This is a genomic window from Paenibacillus oralis, from assembly GCF_003863965.1.
Lineage (GTDB): Bacteria > Bacillota > Bacilli > Paenibacillales > Paenibacillaceae > Fontibacillus > Fontibacillus oralis.
In genome coordinates, this window is sequence record NZ_RRCN01000001.1 from 625,905 (window position 1) to 646,591 (window position 20,687).

Annotated in this window: 17 protein-coding genes and 1 pseudogene; 6 read left to right on the top strand and 12 right to left on the bottom strand. The window is 54.3% G+C overall.

Annotated features, from left to right (window positions below; genetic code table 11):
* Nucleotides 1-108 precede the first annotated feature (108 nt).
* A complete protein-coding gene (locus EHV15_RS02995; RefSeq protein ID WP_128629964.1) occupies nt 109-435 on the top strand; it encodes a hypothetical protein in 327 nt (108 codons plus the stop codon).
* A 330-nt stretch (nt 436-765) separates the two neighbouring features.
* Here the strand turns inward: EHV15_RS02995 and EHV15_RS03000 are convergent.
* Nucleotides 766-2,223: pseudogene (locus tag EHV15_RS03000) on the bottom strand (SulP family inorganic anion transporter).
* Between the two features lie 300 nt (nt 2,224-2,523).
* Between EHV15_RS03000 and EHV15_RS03005 the strand changes: the two are divergent.
* Entirely contained in the window at nt 2,524-3,777 is a 1,254-nt protein-coding gene (locus EHV15_RS03005; RefSeq protein ID WP_128629965.1) for an MFS transporter, read from the top strand.
* 115 nt (nt 3,778-3,892) lie between these two features.
* Here EHV15_RS03005 and EHV15_RS03010 read toward each other — a convergent pair whose 3' ends face one another.
* The gene (locus EHV15_RS03010; RefSeq protein ID WP_128629966.1) at nt 3,893-4,825 is read right to left on the bottom strand and encodes a manganese-dependent inorganic pyrophosphatase; all 933 of its coding nucleotides are present in this window, start codon (nt 4,823-4,825) and stop codon (nt 3,893-3,895) included.
* A 277-nt stretch (nt 4,826-5,102) separates the two neighbouring features.
* Between EHV15_RS03010 and EHV15_RS03015 the strand changes: the two genes are divergently transcribed.
* Both EHV15_RS03015 and EHV15_RS03020 read left to right on the top strand, forming a co-directional pair.
* Nucleotides 5,103-5,789, top strand: a complete 687-nt coding sequence (locus EHV15_RS03015) for a response regulator transcription factor (RefSeq protein ID WP_128635140.1) — start codon at nt 5,103-5,105, stop codon at nt 5,787-5,789.
* A 34-nt stretch (nt 5,790-5,823) separates the two neighbouring features.
* Nucleotides 5,824-7,389, top strand: a complete 1,566-nt coding sequence (locus EHV15_RS03020) for a HAMP domain-containing sensor histidine kinase (protein WP_128629967.1) — start codon at nt 5,824-5,826, stop codon at nt 7,387-7,389.
* 273 nt (nt 7,390-7,662) lie between these two features.
* Here the strand turns inward: EHV15_RS03020 and EHV15_RS03025 are convergent, their stop codons facing one another.
* From EHV15_RS03025 to hflX, 4 genes are all read right to left on the bottom strand, one after another.
* Nucleotides 7,663-8,559, bottom strand: coding sequence for an IS3 family transposase (locus EHV15_RS03025; protein ID WP_246061270.1), 897 nt, complete (start codon nt 8,557-8,559; stop codon nt 7,663-7,665).
* A gap of 38 nt (nt 8,560-8,597) precedes the next feature.
* The gene (locus tag EHV15_RS03030; RefSeq protein ID WP_128629969.1) at nt 8,598-8,924 is read right to left on the bottom strand and encodes a transposase; all 327 of its coding nucleotides are present in this window, start codon (nt 8,922-8,924) and stop codon (nt 8,598-8,600) included.
* 294 nt (nt 8,925-9,218) lie between these two features.
* On the bottom strand, nt 9,219-9,689 hold the full coding sequence (locus tag EHV15_RS03035) for a GNAT family N-acetyltransferase (protein ID WP_128629970.1): 471 nt from the start codon (nt 9,687-9,689) through the stop codon (nt 9,219-9,221).
* Nucleotides 9,690-9,737: 48 nt separating this feature from the next.
* Nucleotides 9,738-11,015 carry a GTPase HflX gene (gene hflX / locus EHV15_RS03040; RefSeq protein WP_128629971.1) on the bottom strand — a complete coding sequence of 426 codons (1,278 nt, stop codon included), beginning with the start codon at nt 11,013-11,015 and terminating at the stop codon, nt 9,738-9,740.
* Between the two features lie 544 nt (nt 11,016-11,559).
* Between hflX and EHV15_RS03045 the strand changes: the two genes are divergently transcribed.
* On the top strand, nt 11,560-11,937 hold the full coding sequence (locus tag EHV15_RS03045; RefSeq protein ID WP_128635141.1) for a DUF2500 domain-containing protein: 378 nt from the start codon (nt 11,560-11,562) through the stop codon (nt 11,935-11,937).
* A gap of 373 nt (nt 11,938-12,310) precedes the next feature.
* Here EHV15_RS03045 and EHV15_RS03050 read toward each other — a convergent pair whose 3' ends face one another.
* Nucleotides 12,311-13,213 (bottom strand): SDR family oxidoreductase, encoded by a 903-nt coding sequence (locus tag EHV15_RS03050; RefSeq protein WP_246061273.1) that lies wholly within the window; start codon nt 13,211-13,213, stop codon nt 12,311-12,313.
* A gap of 122 nt (nt 13,214-13,335) precedes the next feature.
* On the opposite strand from EHV15_RS03050, the gene EHV15_RS03055 reads away from it, so the two are divergent.
* Entirely contained in the window at nt 13,336-14,307 is a 972-nt protein-coding gene (locus tag EHV15_RS03055) for a helix-turn-helix transcriptional regulator (RefSeq protein ID WP_128629972.1), read from the top strand.
* A gap of 27 nt (nt 14,308-14,334) precedes the next feature.
* Here the strand turns inward: EHV15_RS03055 and EHV15_RS03060 are convergent, their stop codons facing one another.
* The 5 genes from EHV15_RS03060 to EHV15_RS03080 form a co-directional block, all read right to left on the bottom strand.
* Complete coding sequence (locus EHV15_RS03060) at nt 14,335-15,213, bottom strand: MBL fold metallo-hydrolase (RefSeq protein WP_246061275.1); 879 nt, start codon at nt 15,211-15,213, stop codon at nt 14,335-14,337.
* Between the two features lie 18 nt (nt 15,214-15,231).
* A complete protein-coding gene (locus EHV15_RS03065) occupies nt 15,232-16,992 on the bottom strand; it encodes a glycoside hydrolase family 2 protein (RefSeq protein WP_128629973.1) in 1,761 nt (586 codons plus the stop codon).
* Between the two features lie 39 nt (nt 16,993-17,031).
* Nucleotides 17,032-17,838 (bottom strand): carbohydrate ABC transporter permease, encoded by an 807-nt coding sequence (locus EHV15_RS03070; RefSeq protein ID WP_128629974.1) that lies wholly within the window; start codon nt 17,836-17,838, stop codon nt 17,032-17,034.
* Nucleotide 17,839: 1 nt separating this feature from the next.
* Entirely contained in the window at nt 17,840-18,727 is an 888-nt protein-coding gene (locus EHV15_RS03075) for a carbohydrate ABC transporter permease (protein ID WP_128629975.1), read from the bottom strand.
* Between the two features lie 81 nt (nt 18,728-18,808).
* Complete coding sequence (locus tag EHV15_RS03080; protein ID WP_128629976.1) at nt 18,809-20,146, bottom strand: ABC transporter substrate-binding protein; 1,338 nt, start codon at nt 20,144-20,146, stop codon at nt 18,809-18,811.
* Between the last annotated feature and the right edge of the window lie 541 nt (nt 20,147-20,687).

A 20,687-nucleotide genomic window follows, 5' to 3' on the forward strand; every position in this document is an offset into this window, starting at 1 on the left:
TCATTCCTTTATAGTGCAGCCGAACCCTTGGAATTATGTAAGCCCATTTTTACGGCAAAATGGCCTATGGTATAATAAGTCACATCTCAAAGAAAAGAGGCTTGGCCTATGGCTTTCGGCGTGACACGAGAAGAACTGAACGAGTGGAAACACAACGTCGCCCGCGGCGACATCGCCTATTTGACCCATTACTGGCTGGACCCGCGTTTTCCCGGCGCCAAAACGGTGACAAAGGTCGGCTGCTCGGACTTAAGCCGGCTCACCTCCTGGTGCCGCGAGCACGGGCTTGACCCGAAATATATCCATCACCGCTCGCCGTTTCCCCACTTCGACCTGATCGGCCCCAAACAACGCGAAATTTTGCGCAAGGAAGGGCTTTGGTCACAGCTGGAGCGGTTTAAACTGGCGAGCCCGCCAGAACGAAAATCCACCTAAAAGCAAGGGGGCGCTTAAAAGGAACTATAAGCCTCTCCCGCCACGTTACGATATAAGTAAGAGGGTGTAATCCTACGAAATGCAAAAGTGCATGCGGTTTTTGTCGAAGCGCCTCAATATGAGCAGTTCAAATGCAAATGTGCAGTTCATTTCCGGTCAAAAGTTACTTTTTTTTCGTATAGTCCTAAATGAGATGTACTTTTGCACTTCAATTGCTCTAAAATGGGGATTTGCGGAAAAATAGAATGCACTTTTGCATTTGAAAAAAAGCTGCCCGCAAAGCCAGCAGGCTTTGGGACAGCTTTTTTGTTCAGCATCCGGCGCAGCGGATTAACCATGCCCGGCCGGTGTGGACAAACCGATGCGCTCGACGAGCCGGGTGCTTTCCTCGTTGAGCCCGGTGATCGTGACGTTTTTGCCTTGCAGCCGGTACTTGTGCAGCAATTTGGAAATCGCGTTAACCGCCGATTGGTCCCAGACATGCGATTTCGAGAAATCGACCGTCACATGGCCGGGATCGCCTTCGGCATCAAATTCATTTAAAAAGTGGGACACTGTGCCAAAAAACATCTGCCCGGTCACGGCATACGTTTTGACTCCCTGCTCCAGGTTAGCGGCGATGCGGATGCTCGCCATTTTCCAGGCAAACACAAGCGCGCTAAGCAGCACGCCGATCCCTACGCCGATGGACAAATTATCGGTAGCGACGACGGCCACGACCGTAATGACCATGATCAGCGCGTCGGACAGCGGAATTTTACGCAGCGATTTTAAGGAACCCCAATCGAACGTTCCGATGGATACCATAAACATGACGCCGACGAGAGCCGCCATTGGGATCTGCTTAACGACGTCCCCGAGCACGACGACGAGGAACAGCAGGCCGACGCCGGACACCAGCGTCGACAGCCGCGTGCGTCCGCCGGATTTCATATTGACCATCGACTGCCCGATCATCGCGCAGCCGGCCATGCCGCCGAAAAATCCGGTCACGATGTTGGCCAGGCCCTGGCCTTTCATTTCCCGGTTTTTGTTGCTGGACGTATTCGTGATCTCATCGATCAGCGTCGCCGTCATAAGCGATTCCAATAGGCCGACGATGGCCAGCGACAGTGACACCGGGAAAATGGTTTTCAGCATCTCCCAGGAAATCACCACATTGGGAAGATGGAAAATGGGCAAGGATGATGTCATTTCTCCCATGTCGCCTACGGTTTTGACATCAAGACGCAGGGAGATTGCGAGCACTGATACGACAATGATCGCCACCAGGGCGGACGGAACTGCTTTGGTGATCAGCGGAAAAAGATAAATGATCGCCAGCGTCAACGCCACCAGCGCTTACATCATCCACCCCTGGCCGGAAAAATGCGTCAGCTGCGCCATAAAGATCAAAATCGCCAGCGCGTTCACAAAGCCGGTCATGACCGAATGCGGCAAAAAACTGATGAATTTTCCCAGCTTTAGCATCCCCATGACGATCTGCAAGATCCCGGCCAAAATCGTGGCAGCGAATAAATATTCGATGCCATGGTCGCGGACGAGACCGCCCATCAGCAGCGCCATCGCCCCGGTAGCCGCCGAGATCATGCCCGGGCGTCCGCCGGCAAAAGCGATCACGACCGCGATCGTGAACGACGCGTAAAGCCCGACCATCGGGCTGACGCCGGCCAAAATGGAAAACGCGATCGCTTCGGGAATCAAAGCGAAAGCAACCGTCAATCCGGACAGGATATCACTCCGGGTATTGGAAAACCAGAGCCGCTTAATATGAAGTTGTTTGAACAAAATAAAAATACCTCCTGTGATATTTGATGTTTTTAAAGGTCCGGTGCAACGCCAACGCTCCCGATTATATAAAAGAAACGCCGCCTCCCTCAAACAGGCTCCGCCCAATAAAAGCGCATAATCGTCATGTATGCTCCCGAATACTCCGGTATCCATGAAAATCCTTAAAATTTAATAAATAAACTGGAGAATATCCGATTATAATTGTTTTTTCCCTTTCCTGGAGAAGAAAAAACACTTATTATATGAAAGTTGGGTAAGCTTAACTAAACAACGAGAATCCATATTGAGGTGGTAATAATGACTAATCAAGCACATGCTTCACCCGCCCCCAGTTTGTTTCGCAACAAGTTTTATCAGACGATTCTGATCTCCAACATTTTTTTGCAGATCGGGATCTGGGTCCGTAACTTTGCTATTTTAATGTTCGTTTCGGAAAAAACGCATAATGATCCGCTGGCCATCTCGCTGATTTCCGTCGTGGAGTTTGCGCCGATTTTTGTGTTTTCCTTTATCGGAGGCGCCTTTGCCGACCGTTGGAGACCGAAAAAAACGATGATCTGGTGCGACTTCCTCTCCGCAGTGTCGGTATTTGTGGTATTGATCACCCTGCTGTATGAATCTTGGGAAACCGTTTATTTCGCTACGTTTGTTTCGGCGATTTTGTCGCAGTTCTCTCAGCCGTCGGTGATGAAGCTGTTCAAGCAGCACGTCCATCCCGATCAGGTGCAGCAAGGCATGGCCCTGTTCCAGTCGCTGGTCGCCATCTTTATGGTGCTGGGGCCGTCGCTTGGCATCTTTGCTTATCATCAGTTTGGCATTCATCTTTCAATCGGCGTGATGGGCGTGGCCTTCCTGCTGTCAGCGGTTGTTCTGTTCCGCATCCCGGCTGATGAAACGCCAGAGGTAAAAACGGGCCAACCATCGAACATTCGCCAGGAGCTGGCGGACGGCTTCCGCTACGTCTGGCGCAGCCCGGTGCTCAAAGTGCTCGGCGCGACCTTTGCCATCGCCGGTTTTTCCGTCGGTACGATCCAGACGTTGGGGTTGTTTGTGGTCACGGAAAACCTGGGGAAAAGCGAGGAATTCCTGCAATTTCTATTGATGGTGAACGGGATCGCCATGCTGGTCGGCGGGGCGGCCGTCATGACGCTGGCTAAACGCATCCCCCCGCAAATACTGTTGGCGTTCGGGATAACGATCAGCGCGGTGTGTATCGCCGGCATGGGCTTCTCGACAAGCGTTCCGCTCACCTTGACGCTGCAATTTTTCAACGGCCTGACCATGCCCTGCATCCAAATCGGCATCAACACGCTCATTCTGCAATGGACGGAGCAGGAATACGTCGGGCGCGTCAATGGGGTACTTAGCCCAATGTTCATGGGCATGATGGTCATCATGATGTCGTTGTCCGGCGTGCTCAAAAAGTTTTTCCCGCTGGTCGGCATCTATGCGGCCTCCGGGATCATCTTGCTGATCGGGGCGGCGATTCTGATCCCGATCTTCAAATATAAGCCGGCTCCGGCTCCTACTCCGGCACCCGAGCAGCCGTAGGCTTGGAACGCATGAAGCCGTGTTAACCGCAAAAAAGTCTTGAAGCAAACCGGGCTTAAGCCCGCCGCTTCAAGACTTTTTTCATTTCATGTGATGCCGTTTGAACTTACTTCGCTTAACGCTTGTTGAAAATGTCCGTCAACACCGGCACGATTTGCGATTTGCGGGATACGACGCCTTTCAGCACCGCTTTGTTGTCGGCCAGCTTGACATCGTACGCCTGCTCGACCGCGTCGGCCGCTTTTCCGAGCGCCAAGCCCACGGAATCGTTGTTCAAAATGTCGGTGACGACGAACAGGAATAAGTCCAGGCCTTTGCTTTCGATAATGCCGTTTAATGCGGCTTCGATTTCGCCTTGGCGCGACAGGACGTCGTTCACGTCCACCGCGTTCACCTGGGCGATTTCCACCTTCGACCCGCCCATGTCAAACTCCTTGGCATCGAGCGTGATCAACTGTGCAATCGTTTTGTCGCTTAGATCAGCCCCGGCTTTCAGCATATCGAGTCCGTATTCCTCGGGGTTGACGCCGGCGATGCCCGCCAGCTCGCGGGCCGCGGCGACGTCCTGCTCGGTGCAGGTCGGCGATTTGAACAGCAGCGAGTCGGAAATGATCGCGGACAACATCAGTCCGGCGATATTGGACGGAACTTCGATGCCGTTTTCTTTGTACATTTTGTTCAGAATCGTTGTCGTGCAGCCTACCGGCTCAGCGCGATAATAGAGCGGGCCGCTCGTTTCGAAATTGGCGATCCGGTGATGGTCGATAACTTCGGCCACGCGAACCTGATCGATGTCGGACACGCTTTGCTGGCGTTCGTTATGGTCGACCAAAATGACCTCTTTCACCTCGCCGGCTACCGCTTCCACCAGCCGGGGCGCGGCAAAGCCGAACCGTTCCAGCGCAAACGCCGTTTCCCCGTTCACTTCCCCAAGCCGCACCGGCTCCACGTTCCAGCCCAGCTTCGATTTCAAATCGGCATAGGCGATCGCCGAGCAGATCGTATCCGTGTCCGGATTTTTATGTCCGAAAATCAATACTTTTTCCATCTCGTTACTCCCCTTTTAAAAGACTTAATGACAAAAGTATAGCTTATAATCAGATTCGCAATCAAGAGCGGCAAGGACGAACCCGGCTGAAATCATAGAACAATTTACATCGCGGCGCAAACCGAGTACGATCAGGAAGTAAGGCCAATTAGGGTAGGCCAAAATACCGCGATCCGCCTGCCTGCATAGTTTAAGTCAGCGTTCAGGCGGTTTTCAGCAAACGCTCAGCGTCATCGGTCATAATAGAGATGATATATTATAGGAGGCATTTTTTATGATGAATAACGCAAAGGGAGCGAAAATATTGCTGGTGGACGACGAGCCGCATATCGTGCAGTTTCTGGAGCTGGGGCTGGCGAATGAAGGTTTTGAGGTCAGAACCGCGGTGGACGGCATGAGCGCTGTCAGTCTGGCGGCGGAATTTCAGCCGCATGTCATCGTACTGGACGTCATGATGCCGGGCATGGACGGCTGGGAAGTGTGTCGGCTGCTGCGCAAAAACGGAGACAACGTCGCGATCATCATGCTGACGGCCAAGGACGAAGTGGACGACCGGGTGAAAGGGCTGACGATCGGCGCCGACGATTACGTCGTCAAGCCGTTCAGCTTCGAAGAGCTGCTGGCCCGCATCGGAGCGCGCCTGCGCAACCAGTTTCCGGCGCTGTTCGGCGAAGTCGCTATCGGACCATTCCGCCTGGACGACCGGAGAAAAGAAATCGTTTACCAGGAGCAGCCGCTGGAGTTGTCCCCCACCGAATACGAACTGCTCAAATACCTGATCCTCAACCACGGAATTGTGCTTAGCAAAACGACGATATTGGATAAGGTGTGGGGGTACGATTTTGGCGGCGAGGAAAATATCGTGGAAGTCTACATCCGCTCGCTCCGGGAAAAGTTGAACGACAAAGAGCACCGGCTGATCCGCACGCTTCGCGGCGCGGGTTATCGCGTCGATTTGCCTTGAAGATCCTTTTTAATAAGGAAAGGAACTTGAACTTATGAAAAGCCCCAAACTCAACAAAAGCAATGTCGGGCAAAGATGGCGAAGCTTGTTTTTGCCGGGCTCGCTGCGGTTTCAACTGCTGTCGCGTTCCCTATTCATTTTGGCCGCTTTGCTTGTTTTAATCGGAGCGTTCCAGTACGTGATTATGAAGGATTTTTTATATAAAAATCAGGCTGAGAAAATGGCTTCGCAGATGAGAGGTCCCTTGAGGGAAGTGTTCGACCGGAGCGGGCAAACTCCCGAACATTGGGGTGGCGACGTGCCAAAACCGGGACCTGCCGGCTCTCCTCCCGGCGCCGGAGCCGGGGCCGGAAACAAAAATGCTCCGGAGCCGCGTCCGCTGCTGTTTCTGCCCGATTCCTCGCTGGCCATCATCAACTCCGATTACAAATTTATCGACTTGACTTCCGAAACGGGCATTGCGGCTCCCCGTCTGACAGATAGCGAATACGGGAACCTGTTTAGTCGGAATTGGGGCAAATCGGGCCCTGGCGATTACCGCGTCATGAAGGACGAGGAGGGCAACGAACAGCTTGTCGTATTTCGCGAAGTGGTATTTCCCGGGGACAACGGGGAGCAAGCCTGGCTCGTGCAGATGGGCATTTACACCGCTCCAATGCTTAAGGTGGTGTTTCGGCAGCTGCTGACATTTGCCGGACTTTCGCTGCTCGCGTTGGCCGGAGGGTTGGCGTTGTATTTCCCGGTGCTGCGGCGCACGCTGACTCCTTTGAACCAAATGGTCAAAACGGTGGAGGATACGAATGCCGGCAATCTCGGCAACCGTTTTCCGGCGGCTTCGGGGCAATCGGAAATCGACCGGCTCGGCGTTTCCTTTAACGGCATGATGGAGCGGCTGGAGGCCGCCTTCGAGGCGGAGCGGGAAGCGAAGGAGCAGATGCGCCGCTTCGTCGCCGACGCCTCCCATGAGCTGCGCACCCCGCTAACCTCGATCCACGGGTTCCTCGAAGTGCTGCTGCGCGGGGCCGCCGATCGGCCCGAACAGCTTCACACGGCGCTGAACAGCATGCTTGGCGAATCGGAGCGGATGAAGAAGCTGGTGGAAGACCTGCTGACGTTGGCCAAATTGGACCGCACGCCGGTCGTGCAGCGGACGCAGGTTCGGCTGGACGAATTGATCCGGGAAATGGAGCCCCACCTCCGTATGCTGGCCGAAGATCGGGAGGTCCGCTTTGTGGTGCATCCGGGGCTTGCCGCGATGTGCGATAACGATAAAATCAAACAGGTCGTGCTGAACCTGTTCCATAACGCCGTTCAGCATACCGACCCGCAGGCCGGACGGATCACGGTCACCTTGTCCGCCGAGCCCGGGCGGGCTTTGCTTCAAGTCGAGGACAACGGGCCGGGGATTGCCAAAGAGCACCTGCCCCACGTCTTCGAGCGGTTTTACCGCAGCGACGCTTCGCGGACGCGCAAACAAGGCGGCGCCGGGCTGGGGCTGGCGATCTCCCAGTCAATTGTCGAAGCGCACGGCGGGCAAATCTCCGCAGCCAGCGAACCGGGCGCGGGAGCAACGTTTACCGTTGTGCTGCCGGCGCTGTAGACGGTCCCAAACGAATAAGAGAAACCTGGCCGCCGGCCAGGTTTTGTTTATTTCTACGTTAGCACAGGAATGATACGGATAGAGGGCTATGTGCGTCTAGCCTACTATCACGAAATGCAAAGCCGACTACCGCGAAATGCAAAAGTGCATGCGGTTTTCGTCGAAATTCCTCGAAACGGGTGGTTCAAATGCAAAAACGGCTAGGCCCCCTAATTCCGGAGTCCACACCGTCAAAATAATGTGTGTCGTACGATTGCTCACTTTTTCACCAAATTACAGCGTTCTATGGAATTTGGCTTGATCTTCTTCCTTCAGTTGCTTGACCCATTCGCTGAACACTGTGGGCGCTTTGCGTTTCAAGCTCCCGTGCATTCTGCGGTTGTTGTAGAAGTCCATATACCAGTCAATAGCCGCATACGCGTCTTCCATGGTCTCAAACGATTCTTTGGTGAGCAGGTCGCGTTCCATCGAGCTGTGGAACGACTCGATGTACGCATTCATGTTTGGTGTCTTTGGCGGGATTCGCTCGTGGAGTATCTCCCAGCTTTCACAAGTATCGCCAAACAGTACGCTCAGGAATTGAGGGCCGTTGTCCGTGCGGATCACGGGCATGGTCTCTCCGGGTTGCAATCGACTCCTGATGGCCCGCCCCAAGGCCTGACAGATATGCGTCGCTTCGCAAACAGAGCCTCTGTAATAGGCGACGATGACGCGATCGAACACATCGATGATGCTAAAGACGAAGAAGAAACGATCGCGGCCGGGAACATATCCGTACTTGATGTCCGCCTGCCATAATTGGTTTGGGCCGGTGACAAGACGGTTTCTAGCCAGTCTTCGTGGATGCTTGGACTTGGGCTTTCTCTGCTTTTGAAGAATGCCTAGCTCTTTACAGAGGCGGTAGGCCTTTGACTTTCCTAGAACCAGGTCGTATTTGTCGCGCAAACACTGAGCCAAAAGCTTGTAGCCGTAGATGTGCTCTTCGCCTTCGATGAGCTCCAGCAGCCACTCTTTGATCTGCTCGTCGCTGACTTTACGACCTTGTAGCGTCAAGGAGTACCCTGGACAAGGGCGGCCTCTTCCCGTGTTGTTAGAAGTCCCTGTGGACTGTTTCGTGCGTTTGAGGCGCTCGTAGTAGGTGGATTCTGCCAGACCTAATATACGCAACACAAGAGTTGCGGTGTTCCCCTGCTTAATAAAGCGGTCGGCTATTTCAAATTTTTCAGATAAGCAGGGTTCTTCTTTTTTAGGAGTTCTCGCAGGATCTCGATTTCGAGTTCCTTTTCACCCAGCACCTTCATCGCTTTTTCATATTTCACTTCCACGTCCTGAAGCCGTTTCAGCTCTTGAAGCTGATGATCCGCCGGCGGTAGTTCGTGGATGTCCACTTCATCCCGATACGTTCGGATCCAGTTGCGAATCGTTTCCGGGTGGAGATTATACTTCCGGGCCAGCACCCCCACCTTGATCCCGGACATGGCTTCACGCACCACTTCGATACGCACTTCCTCGTATAGCTTGCTTGATCGTCGCATACTGTTCGTCCTCCCTTAGAAATACAATAATATATTGTAGGGCAGGACTCCAATGCAATTAGGGGGCCGTGGGGAAAATGCAGTACAATCCCGGTCAAAAGCCACTTTTTTATCGAAAAGCCCCTAATCAGATGTATTTTTGCATTTCAAACGCACTTGAATGGTGTTTTAGAGAAAATGAAATGCACTTTTGCATTTGATCCAGTCAAACAAGCTAATCGCATTGATTGTATATTTAAAAGCCCCATCCAAACGTTGTTGGATGAGGCTCTTTTTGCTTCCCGCTACGCCAAACTAGCGAAGCATCCCTTTATAAATCCCCGGCTCCGAGCCTTCGATCACGACCGCGCCCGCCGCTTTGGCGTAAAAGTCCTTGGGGCCCGCCCCGCCGATCGCCGCATAACCGTATCCGTCGAGACGCATTAAATCGAGGGTATGCATCAGCAGCATTTTGCCGATGCCTCTCCCGCGTTCCTGTTCATCCACCCCGGTAGGGCCGAAAAACCCCTTGGCCGTCGTGTCGTAACAAGCAAAACCGAGCAGTTTGCCGTTATCGATGGCGATGATGCAGGTGATCGGCGCCCGGGCAAAAGCCACTTCGCACTCGCTGACCCAAAACGGGCTGAAATGCTCGCCGACCCACTTGGTGACGACGTGTTTTTCCGGGGCAATCGCCCGCCGGATCGTCACGCCCGTGCGCGCTTCATATTGCTCCACCGGTTCAAAAGGCGGCAGGTCGTACAACTTGACCAGCATATCCGACATCGCTTAAGTCTCCTTTGGAAAGTTCGTGATTTGAGGGCTATTATTAAGTTATTTCAACGCCTCGATCACGTATTCCTTGTATTTTCCGTAATCGCTAAGCTTGCATTCCAGGGACAGCTTTGTGCCCTCCGGCTCATAGCTTGTTTCCAGGACGTTGGCGTGCTCGTTAAAATAAGACACCAAAGCCCCCTGATCGTAAGGAATTATCATTTGGCACTGCACATAGTCCTTGAAAATCCGGCTGCGGATCTCGGAGACCAGCTCCTGGATGCCGATCCGGGGTTTTGCGGCCATATATACGATATCTCCGCGAACCTCCGGAATGGCTTGATCGGTCAAGTCGGATTTGTTATAGGCATAAATCGTCGGAATGTCCGTAATGCCGATCTCCTTCAGCGTCCGGTTGGTGATGTCGATCAGCCGCTCGTATTCCGGGTTGGAATAATCGACGACATGGATGAGCAGGTCGGCTTCGGCCACCTCCTCCAGCGTCGAGCGGAACGCTTTGATCAGATGATGCGGCAGCTTGCTGACAAACCCGACCGTATCGGTCAGTAAAAATGCTTTGTTATCCTGAAGCGGAATGCTGCGGACCGACGTTTCCAGCGTGGCGAACAGCATATCCTTCTCCAGCACGAGCTTTTCCTGGGACGGGTTGTACAGCTCCATCAACGCGTTCATGATCGTCGATTTGCCCGCATTGGTGTAGCCGACCAGCGAGACGACGGGCAGCTCGTTTTTTTTGCGCTGCTTGCGCTGCGTCTGCCGATGCGCCACGAGCAGCTCCAGTTCCTTGCTGAGCGCCGTAATTTTCTCCTCGATCCGCCGGCGGTCAAGCTCCAGGCGCGTCTCCCCGGCGCCGCGGTTTTTCGTGCCGACGCCGCCGCTCTGGCGGCCCAGCGACTCCCGCAGCCCAACGAGGCGCGGCAGCATGTATTTGAGCTGGGCGACCTCCACCTGCAGCTGCGCTTCCCGCGTTTTGGCCCGCTGCGCAAAAATATCGAGGATCAGCACGGTCCGGTCGATCACCTTGCAATCCAGATCCGCCTCCAGATTGCGGATTTGCGAAGGGGACAGCTCATCGTTAAAGATGACGAGATTGCCTTCGTGCGCTTCAAGCAGCGCCCTGACCTCGGTTAATTTTCCCGTTCCGATATAATGCGAGGTATTGATTTTGAGCAGATTTTGCGCAAGCGTCCCTACGACTTCAATGTCGCAGGCTTCCGCCAAATTCGCCAACTCCTCCATGGAGTATTCGAAATCTTCCTGATGATTTAAGTTCACGCCAACCAAAATGGCTTTTTGTTCGAGTTTTTGTTGTTCCATATAGTTGCTTCCTCCCTTGGGAAAAAAATAAACACAGGCGCCACACCTGTGTTTACAAGCAAACGGACCTATGGCAAAAAGCGCCCCGGCGGCAAAAAACGCCAGCCGAAAGCGGCAGGTCACAAGGCATATTCTATTCTAAAGTTCCTGCAGGTTCCCTTTATCATAGCACACCTATCCCGTTTGCCCCGCACAGGTGCGGAGCCTTTGGCACTATTCAATTAGCCGCGCAAAGTGGTAAAACGGAATTTAATGTACAACACGGGGAACCCTCCGTTCTTCTTAAGATGGTTCCAGTTTATCACAATTCGTATTCGTTCACAATCGGTGCGAAAAGCATGGTAAGATGAAACAAATCTCCCCGTTTTGCGTAAATAAGGAAGAACATCGGCGAGATTCGGCAGGTTGATCTCATATAGCAGGACATAAGGAAACATAAGGAGGGCTTATCATGAGCGGTTTTAATCCGCTGTTTGGCAGTGTTGGCTTTGGAGGGGGATTCGGGGGTGATTTTGGCGGCGGCTTTGGCGGCGGTTTTGATTTTATGTTTACGCTGGTCCCGATTTTTATAGGCATTATCTTCGTTATCGTGATTGTGGGGCTCATCAACAATGGCGTCAAGTACGTCCAAAACGCCCGCTCCCCCCGGGAAACCCGGTATGCCCGCATCGTGTCCAAACGGATGGACGTTCGGCATAGCTCAAGCCACCACGGCGATAATCATATGCACTCTTCCTCGTCCCGGACGTATTATTACATTACGCTGGAATTCGATAACGGCCAACGCGTGGAGTACCTTGATGTGAAAAACCTGTACGGCCTTGTGGCCGAAGGCGATGCCGGATACGCGGCCGTTCAGGGCGATTGGATCGTGGCGTTTGAACGCGACATGGCACAAAACCGGGGCGGTGGGACATTTTAATGGAGCAGACCTTAATCCGATGGTGAAATCAACTGGATCATGTAAATATGAGGCCCGTCGCTCTACCTCTCATTGGAAAAACTCCAATAGATTAACTCACATCGGCCGCAATTTGGAGCTCTCATTGGAAATAATCCAATAGAATTCGCCCAAACCACCCGTTCTGCGCCCTGCCGAGCCTCATCTATTGGAAATATCCAATCAAACCGCTGTATCTTCCATGCAATTTCCAATTCTATTGGATATTATCCAATTAGAACGATGTATCAGGCCGCGGGAACCTGGCGCCGGCGAATTAACTGAAAAGCGCGAGCCGCAGCAGGAAGGATCGCTGCTGCTCGCGCATTTGCGTTAGCTCGGCACCCTCCCCGCCTCAATTGACCGGCAGGCCCTGCCGCCGCGCGTAATTGCCCCAATGCGGCTGGCGGCCGTCGATGTCGGCGAATCCGTACTCGTCGGACAAGTCCCAACTGGTGAGCGCCTTACCGGCTTTGTCCGCAACCTGCGGGTCCGCGGCCAATGCGGCGACGGCCTGGCCCACAAAATACGGCGTTTCCGATTCCGCGTAATGCGGCTCCTTCTGAATAGCGTCACGCCAGTTGCTCTCGGCAACGCCGAAATAATCCAGCATTTGTTCGGACCGCAGAAAGCCGGGGGTAACCGCCAACGCCGTCACGTTATAGGGCCGCATTTCCTCGGCCATGGCGGCGGCCAGGTGGATCGGCGATATTTTCGCCAGGCTGTAATACAGGTTGCCGCGATAGTTGTAGGTGGAGCCGTCGGTGACTTCGATGATCAGCCCCGCCTTCCGGTTCACCATCAGCGGAGCGCCATAGTAGCTGGTGATCATGTGCGTCTTGACCACCCGCTCCAGCATCAGCAGGCCGTCGGCCAGCGGTTGCTCCCAAAACGGCGTGTTCCAGTGGGTCAGGTTTTCTCCGCCCCATATGTCATTGACAAGGATATCGAGGCGGCCGTCCTGCTCCTCCTGCACCCGCGCAAACAAAGCCTGCACCTGTTCCTCCGAGGTATGGTCCGTGCGTACGGCAATGCCTTTCCCGCCGCGGGCCGTAACCATTTCGGCCGTCTCATCGATCGTCTCGCTGCGGCCGATATCCGACGCCTGTCCGCGAACGCTGCGTCCGCTGCAGTAAACGGTCGCACCGGCGGCGCCAAGCATGACGGCGATCCCCCTTCCTGCTCCCCGGGTAGCCCCGGCGACGACCGCCACTTTCCCCTGCAACGGTTTTTCCCTTTGCATGTCCTTCAAGTCCATCGTTTCAACATCCTCCCTGGCTATTTTTTGTTTATTCTATAGCAGTGTAACAGGGCATATACGACATCCGTTGTCTTATATACATGATAAAATAAATAAAAACGTTGCAAGGAGAGGATCGCTTGAGAGCGGATCGATTGCTGGCCATTTTGCTGCTGCTGCAAAATCGGGGAAAAATGAGCTCCCGCCACTTGGCGAAAGAGCTTGAGGTATCGGAGCGGACGATCGGGCGGGATCTGGAAGCGTTAAGTGCGGCCGGCATTCCGGTCTACGCGGAAAGAGGCGCTCAGGGCGGCTGGGCGCTGGCGGAAAGCTACCGGACGAACCTGACCGGGATGCGCCCGGAAGAAATCGTTTCGCTGCTGCTGACCAGCAGCCATAACGAGCTGCTCGGCGACTTGGGAATCCAGGGGCATTTCCAAACGGCTTACCAAAAGCTGTTGGCCGCTTCCCCCGCCCGGATCCGGCAGGACGCCGAACTGATCCGCCAGCGCATCCATATCGACGGCGCCGGCTGGCACGCTTCGGGCGAAGCCTTTCCCTGGCTGTCCGCCGTGCAGGAAGCCGTATGGGCGCAAAGGAAGCTGCGGATCCGCTACCGGAAAGACGATGAGGCCGTAGAGCGCACGCTGCTCCCTTTGGGCCTTATCGCCAAACGCAGCGTCTGGTACCTGGCGGCGGCGCAGGAGGACGGCGGCGGGATGCGGACGTACCGTATCTCCCGGCTGGAAGACGCGCAGCTCCTCGCTGAAACCTTCGAGCGGCCGGCCGGTTTTGATTTGGCGGAATATTGGGAACAGTCCACCGCCGACTTCAAATCCCGGTTGCCCCGTTATCCGGCGCGGGTGAACGTCAAAGAACCCCGGCTGGACCGGCTGCGCAGGGAGCGTTATACCAAAGTGCTCCATGCGGAAAAACCGGACGAACAGGGGTTTGTCAAAGCGGATATCGAATTTCAGACGCTGGAATCGGCGTGCGAAATCGTGCTCGCCTGCGGCCCGGAGGTCAAGGTGCTGGAGCCGCCGGAGCTGCGCGAACGGGTGAGGCGCGAGGCCGAGGCAGTCTTTCGCCTGTACTCCGAAGCGGGCGATTGACAGTCAGCGCGGGCCGCGGATACAAGTTCACCGCAAAAACGCCCGCGGCGACACGTACACGAACCGCTCTCCCCGGGCCATGACATGGCATTTTTGCTCCGGAAAACGCTCGTACAAATCGTCCACGAAGTGGCCCGGCTTCTCCGCGTTGACGGCAAACAGGTCATAATGCAGCGGGATGACGGTGTCGGCGCCGATGGCGGCCGCCAGCTCCGCGGCTTCCCGGTAGTCCATGTTGCCGACGATGCCGCGCTGCCCGCGGAAATAGTCGCGGCCGTTGATCGGCAGCAGGGCGACGTCCGGCCGGACCTCCCGCAGCCGCTCGATCAGTTCGGGGTACACCAGCGTGTCCCCGGCATGGTACAGCGTCACGCCGTTCAGTTCGATCACGTACCCGACGTAACGGGGTTTTCCTGCCTCATCCCGTTCCAACTGTTCGTGAGCGGCGGGAATGACCGTAAGGCGGAGCTTGGAGAACAACTCCAGCTGCCGCCGGTCATCGGCCTCCCAAATTTGCGGGGCCGCAATCCCCATCTCCTGCAAAGCCGGCTTGCAGCAGGCCGGCGCCACGATCGGCGCCGCCGGGTTCTGCCGGTGAAAATAGGGCAGCGTACCCACATCCATATGATCACCATGCTCATGCGTGATCAGGCATAAATCCGCCCCCAGAATATCTCCCGGCTCGATCGGGGCGGGAAAAACCCGTCGCCAGTCTCCGGAATCGAGGTCGCCCGAGACATAAGGGTCCACATAAATCGTAATTCCGTCTCCTTTAATAATTACGCTCTCCTGCCCCAGAAACCACAGCGCGAGCGTTCCGTAAGGAACCTCGGTGCGGATGACTTCGTTGATCAGGGCGGCGCCTTTGCGGGTCATGCCGGCGCCTTTTCGGATTGAATCAGTCATGTTGCTCTCCTCTGGCTATTAGGTTCCCGCAACAATCGAACGGATGGTTTCCAGCGGAATTTTCGGCTTACGGTCATAGGTCAACAGGCCGTTGATTTCCTGTTCCACATCCGTGAACTGGGTGTAACAAAATCCTTGGACCACCGGCGATTGCAAAACGGGTTCAATTACATTCTGCAAACGCGCCGCAAAATCCTGCTCATTTTCGGCTCCGGAATAACCCCATCCGTCCCAATCACCGGCTTTGAAGGAAATACCGCCAAACTCCGTCAGCAAGATCGGCTGGCCTTCGTCCGGGAACCCGGGCACGAGAATCCAGCGGTTGCCCGGCTTGGCGGCCAAAGCGGTTGCCCGCGCGGCATACCGCTCCGCGAGCACCTCCCGCCGCCATTCATAATCGTGAATGGTGAGCAAGTCGGTGGCGACCAGCTCCCATCCGTCATTGGAGATGACGGGACGCGTCCGGTCCAGTGATTTCGTTAAATGATACAGAGACAAAGCGTGCTGCTGCTGCTGCCGGTCCACCAAAATGTTGGTGACGCCCCAGCTTTCGTTCAGCGGCACCCAAACCACGACGCATGGATGATTGAAATCCCGCTCCACGGCCTGAATCCACTCCCGGGTCATGCGGCCCGCGTAAGTTTCGGAGAAGCGGAAAGCATTGGCCATCTCCCCCCATACCAGGAGGCCCAGCCGGTCGGCCCAATACAAATACCGGGGATCTTCGATTTTTTGATGCTTTCGGGCTCCATTAAAGCCCATCGCTTTGGTGAGTTCCACATCCCTGCGCAAGTCGTCGTCGCTGGGGGCGGTCAGCAGCCCTTCCGGAAAATACCCTTGATCCAGCACCATTTTCATATAATAAGGCCGATTGTTGAGCAGCAGCTTGCCGTCTTCAATGGAGACTTTGCGCATGCCGAAATAACTTTTTACCAAATCCACCGCTTTCCCGTCCACGAGCAGCGTCAGCTCCAGATTGTAAAGGTGCGGATTTTCCGGCGTCCACCACCGCCCCAGGCCGTGGTCGTTAAAGTCCTCGAGATGGATGGAGCGGCGGGCCGAAGCATGGCTCAAGGCGAAGCAGTCTTCGGACACGAACTCGCCCTTGAAGGATATAACGGCTTTAACGCTGACCTGTGCGCCAGGCCGGCAGCCCGACAGGAACACCTCCAGATCGAGATCGTTTTTATCGATGTCCGGAATCATCCGGATGCGCTCCACATACGTTTCGGGCACCGGCTCAAGCCATACGCTTTGCCAAATCCCGGTCGTGCGCGTGTAGAAGATCCCCGCTGACTGATCCTCCCAATACTGCTTGCCGCGCGGCAAGGAGACGTCGCGGCTGTAGTCGGTCGCCTTCACAACGATGGTATTGCCGCCCTTGGCAAGAACATCCGTGATGTCGGCATGAAACGGCGTATGTCCGCCTTCATGGACCGCCACCAGCTTTCCGTTGACCCATACTTTAGCCTCGTAATCGACAGCGCCGAAATGCAGCAGCACTCTGCCCGCGTTGTATTCATCCGGAACGGTGAATCGTTTGCGATACCAAACCTGGTCATGAACCGATGTGTCTCCGATACCGCTAAGCCGGCTTTGAAAACAGAAAGGAACCGTGATTTTTCGGCTAAACCGCCCCTTATCCTGCTCATACCAGGCTTCCCGTTCTCCTATCCCGTCATCGTCAAATTCGAATTCCCATTCTCCATTCAGGCTCGCCCACTTCTCGCGGACGAATTGGGGCCGCGGATATTCACTGCGCGTAAGCTGGTTTGTCATAGTCTCTGCTCCTTCTATATCTATCGTAAGTTGAACTGGTTACCCTTTAATCCCCGAGAGGCTGACGCCTTTGATGATCTGCCGTTCGAAAATCAGGAACAGCACCATGATCGGCAGGGACGCCACCGTGTTGATGACCATCGGTTTGACGTAATCTTCGGTATATTGATTCATTAACGTCGGGATCCCCATCGGCAAAGTAAACAGGTTGTCGTCGGTGACGGACAGGAACGGCCACAGGAAGTTGTTCCAGGAGCCGATAAACGTCAGAATCGCGATCGACACCAGCGCGGGACGGGTAAGCGGAAGCATGATGTTGATGAAAATCCGCCAGATGCCGCCGCCGTCCATCTGCACGCTTTCCAGCAGGTCGTTCGGAATGCCGTCGAAAAAGCTTTTCAGCACGATGATCGCAAACGGCGAAGCCAAAACGGGAAAAATCAGCCCCATATAAGTGTTGAGAATCTCCATGTCCTTGGCGACCTGATACAGCGGAATCAAAATCGCTTCGCCGGGAATCAGCAGCCCCGCCAAAATGAAGAAAAACATAAACGTCCGGTACCGGAACGGAATTTTGGACATGGCGAATCCGGACATCGCGGCGATGATCAGCGTAAACACGGTGACGCAGACGGCGATAAAAAAGCTGTTCCAAGACCAGGCCAACAGTTTGGTGCCGGTAATGACTTCGTTGTAAACCGCCAGCGAATAAGGCGGCGTAAACCAGTCGACGACGGAGATGATTTTCATGCCTTCTTTTTTGACCGAAACGACCAGCATCCAAATTAACGGAAAAGCGAACAGCAGCGCCATGAACAGGGAAAAAATCCGGTAAAACCACTTCATACTATTTCGCCTCCTTCCGGTTGTTCACCCAATACTGCAGCCCGGACAGCACCAGCAAAATGACAAACAGCATGTAGGACATGGCCGAGGCGTAACCGAGGTCGTTTTTGCGGAAGCCCGTCTGCCAAATGTACTGGATAACGGGGCGGGTTTGGTCCAAAGGGCCGCCGCCGGTCATAACGTAAATTTGCATAAATACTTTAAATGAAGCGATAATTTGCAGCATGGTGATCGTTTTGGTGATTGGGCTCAGCAGCGGAAGGGTGATTTTCCAAAAAACCTGGGAATCGGTCGCCCCGTCCAGGCGCGCCGCTTCATAAACCTCATCCGGGATATCCTGCATCGCCGACAAATATAAAATGAAGTTAAAGCCGACCGTCCACCAGAGCGTAAGCAGCGAAACAGCGATCCAGGCGAGGCCCGTCTCCGACAGCCAGAAAATTTCCGCGCCTTCCGGAAGCAGCTTAAGCAGGTGAAGCAAGGAGTTCACCAGTCCCGTATAAGGCTGGAACAGAAACAATCCCAGGTAGGCAGCGACCGCCACGGACAAAATGCTGGGGATAAAAAACACGCTGCGGTAAAACCGCTGCAGCCTGGAGTTCCGGTTGGCGATCAGCGCCAGCACGATGGCCAGGGCAAGCATCAACGGCGTCGTAATGATGACGAATACCGCCGAGTGCCCAATCGCCGCCCAAAATTCGTGATCCTGAAACATCCGCTCATAATTGCCCAAGCCGAGATACTTCATTTTTTTGATCAGCGTCCATTTATAGAAACTCATTTCCACGCCCTTGATCATCGGCCAGATCGTAAACAGGAAATAAACGACCAAGAAGGGGAGCAGGAACAGGAGTGCCTGCACGTCCGCTCTCAGTTTGTTCATCTTCATCGTTTCAAGCCTCCCCATAGGCCGGCCGGCCCTTGATCTTGCGAGTTTGCCTCAAAGCCGGCCGGAGTCATGATCTAACCGCTATTCGTTTAATACCTTTTGGACTTCCTCGGTCATTTTGGCGATGCCGTCCGCCGGGGTCATTTTGTTGGCCCATACTTCATTCAAATATTTGAACATGGCCAAATCGCGGATTTGCCAGTTTTTCGTGGACGGTTTGCTGAACTTCACGGTCGAAGCCACGGATACGTAATCGCTCCGGTAAGGAAGCTCCTTAAACTCCTGTTTCTCAAACACGGACGGTTTGGACGGGATATGGCCGGCTTTCGCCCAAACCTGGCCGTTGTCGGCCAGCCAGTTGGCGAACGTGATCGCCGCTTTTCGCTTGGCTGGGTCTTCATCTTTGGTTACGGGAAGGATCACGGTATGGGAATCGCCCCAGGTCGCTTCCTGATCGAAGATTTTCGGGATCGGCATCGCGCCAAAATCCAGCCCTTCCGTGGACTCCCAGGTGCCTGTGGCCCAAACCCCGGTCATCATAATGGCGGCCGTACCGCTTTGGAAGTTTTTGTAGAAATCCGGATCGTTCAGTTTAATAACTTTATATTTATGGAAAAGATCCTGGACATATTGGGCCGCCTGAACCGCTTTGTCCGTATCCGCCTGGGCGGTGGTCAAGTCGTCGGATACGACGTCATTGCCCCCGAGCTGGGAATACAGCGCCCACCACAAACGGAACGGGTCGTCATTCGTGTTCGACAAGGCAAACGGAGTCGCTTTCGCCGGCAGTTTTTCTTTCAGCGTGTTCAGGAAAGCGACGAAACCGTCGGCCGATTGCTCCATGACCGGTTTGCCGTCTTCGCCAAGCAGCCCGGCGTCTTTCAGCAGCTTCTTGTTGTAGTACATAATGAACGGGTGCGTATCGATCGGCACCGCATAGTGCGCGCCGTCCACCACGGAAGCGTCAAGGATGTTTTGGTTGAAGGAGGACCAGTCCACGCCGGCTTCGGCGGCCACATCGTCAAGCTCGGTGACGACCCCCTGGTCGATCAGATCGGGCAGCCGGGAAATGTGGGAGATGCCGACATCCGGACCGTTGCCGTTGCCAACCGCGGTAATCAGCTTGGTGTAATACTCTCCCCATTCCAGCTTCGTATTTTTCACTTGAATGTCGGGATGTTCCTTGTTGAAGGCATCGATCATCGCCTGCATATTGTCGCCGTCTCCGCCCGAGAACAGCGTCCAGAACGATAATTGGATCTTCTCGCCGCCACCATTTGAAGCGCTTTCACTACCTTGCCCGTTTGTCCCCTCGTTACCGGATGGCGCCGCAGCATTGTTTCCGCCGCCGCCGCACGCGCTTAACGAGAGAGAGATTGACAGCAACAAAACGAGCAGCATTGCAAAGCTTTTTTTCATGTTGGCCTCCCCTTTACACTTTGGTGAAATATGGAACAGAATTTATGTTTTATTACATAAATTCCGAACCTTTGTACCTAAATATAATGATGATAGGGTGTTTTGTCAACGGTTTCATACTGGATTTTTGTAATATTTTTGTTTGTTACAATATTATTGTAATTAACAGTGCAAGCTGCGGCGGCTGGTTATAATAAAAGGACAAGCCGAGGCGGGAATGGGATCGGGGAAGCCCTCTGCTACCGCCTCTGCCTGAAATAGAGGTAATTTGGGGCGCTATTTTTACGATTTCACCGTAAAAAAATCCCCTATTTCCTCTCCTCTCTCTTTTTGGGCGAAAATAAGGTCCGTTTGTACCGCTATTTCTGACGGGCGGCTCCGATTGGAAAAAATCCAATAGATTGACGGAATACGCACGTCATTTTGAACTCTCATTGGAAATTATCCAATAGATTTCTCGCAAATCGCGCATTATGCGCCCCACCGAGCGTCATCTATTGGAGAATATCCAATCTGGCCGCTAAAATTACCACTCATTTTC

Coding starts and splice junctions, on each gene's coding strand:
- EHV15_RS02995 (WP_128629964.1), top strand. CDS start 109: ATGGCTTTCGGCGTGACACGAGAAGAACTGAACGAGTGGAAACACAAC.
- EHV15_RS03005 (WP_128629965.1), top strand. CDS start 2,524: ATGACTAATCAAGCACATGCTTCACCCGCCCCCAGTTTGTTTCGCAAC.
- EHV15_RS03010 (WP_128629966.1), bottom strand. CDS start 4,825: ATGGAAAAAGTATTGATTTTCGGACATAAAAATCCGGACACGGATACG.
- EHV15_RS03015 (WP_128635140.1), top strand. CDS start 5,103: ATGAATAACGCAAAGGGAGCGAAAATATTGCTGGTGGACGACGAGCCG.
- EHV15_RS03020 (WP_128629967.1), top strand. CDS start 5,824: ATGAAAAGCCCCAAACTCAACAAAAGCAATGTCGGGCAAAGATGGCGA.
- EHV15_RS03030 (WP_128629969.1), bottom strand. CDS start 8,924: ATGCGACGATCAAGCAAGCTATACGAGGAAGTGCGTATCGAAGTGGTG.
- EHV15_RS03035 (WP_128629970.1), bottom strand. CDS start 9,689: ATGTCGGATATGCTGGTCAAGTTGTACGACCTGCCGCCTTTTGAACCG.
- hflX (WP_128629971.1), bottom strand. CDS start 11,015: ATGGAACAACAAAAACTCGAACAAAAAGCCATTTTGGTTGGCGTGAAC.
- EHV15_RS03045 (WP_128635141.1), top strand. CDS start 11,560: ATGTTTACGCTGGTCCCGATTTTTATAGGCATTATCTTCGTTATCGTG.
- EHV15_RS03050 (WP_246061273.1), bottom strand. CDS start 13,213: ATGGACTTGAAGGACATGCAAAGGGAAAAACCGTTGCAGGGGAAAGTG.
- EHV15_RS03060 (WP_246061275.1), bottom strand. CDS start 15,213: ATGACTGATTCAATCCGAAAAGGCGCCGGCATGACCCGCAAAGGCGCC.
- EHV15_RS03065 (WP_128629973.1), bottom strand. CDS start 16,992: ATGACAAACCAGCTTACGCGCAGTGAATATCCGCGGCCCCAATTCGTC.
- EHV15_RS03070 (WP_128629974.1), bottom strand. CDS start 17,838: ATGAAGTGGTTTTACCGGATTTTTTCCCTGTTCATGGCGCTGCTGTTC.
- EHV15_RS03075 (WP_128629975.1), bottom strand. CDS start 18,727: ATGAAGATGAACAAACTGAGAGCGGACGTGCAGGCACTCCTGTTCCTG.
- EHV15_RS03080 (WP_128629976.1), bottom strand. CDS start 20,146: ATGAAAAAAAGCTTTGCAATGCTGCTCGTTTTGTTGCTGTCAATCTCT.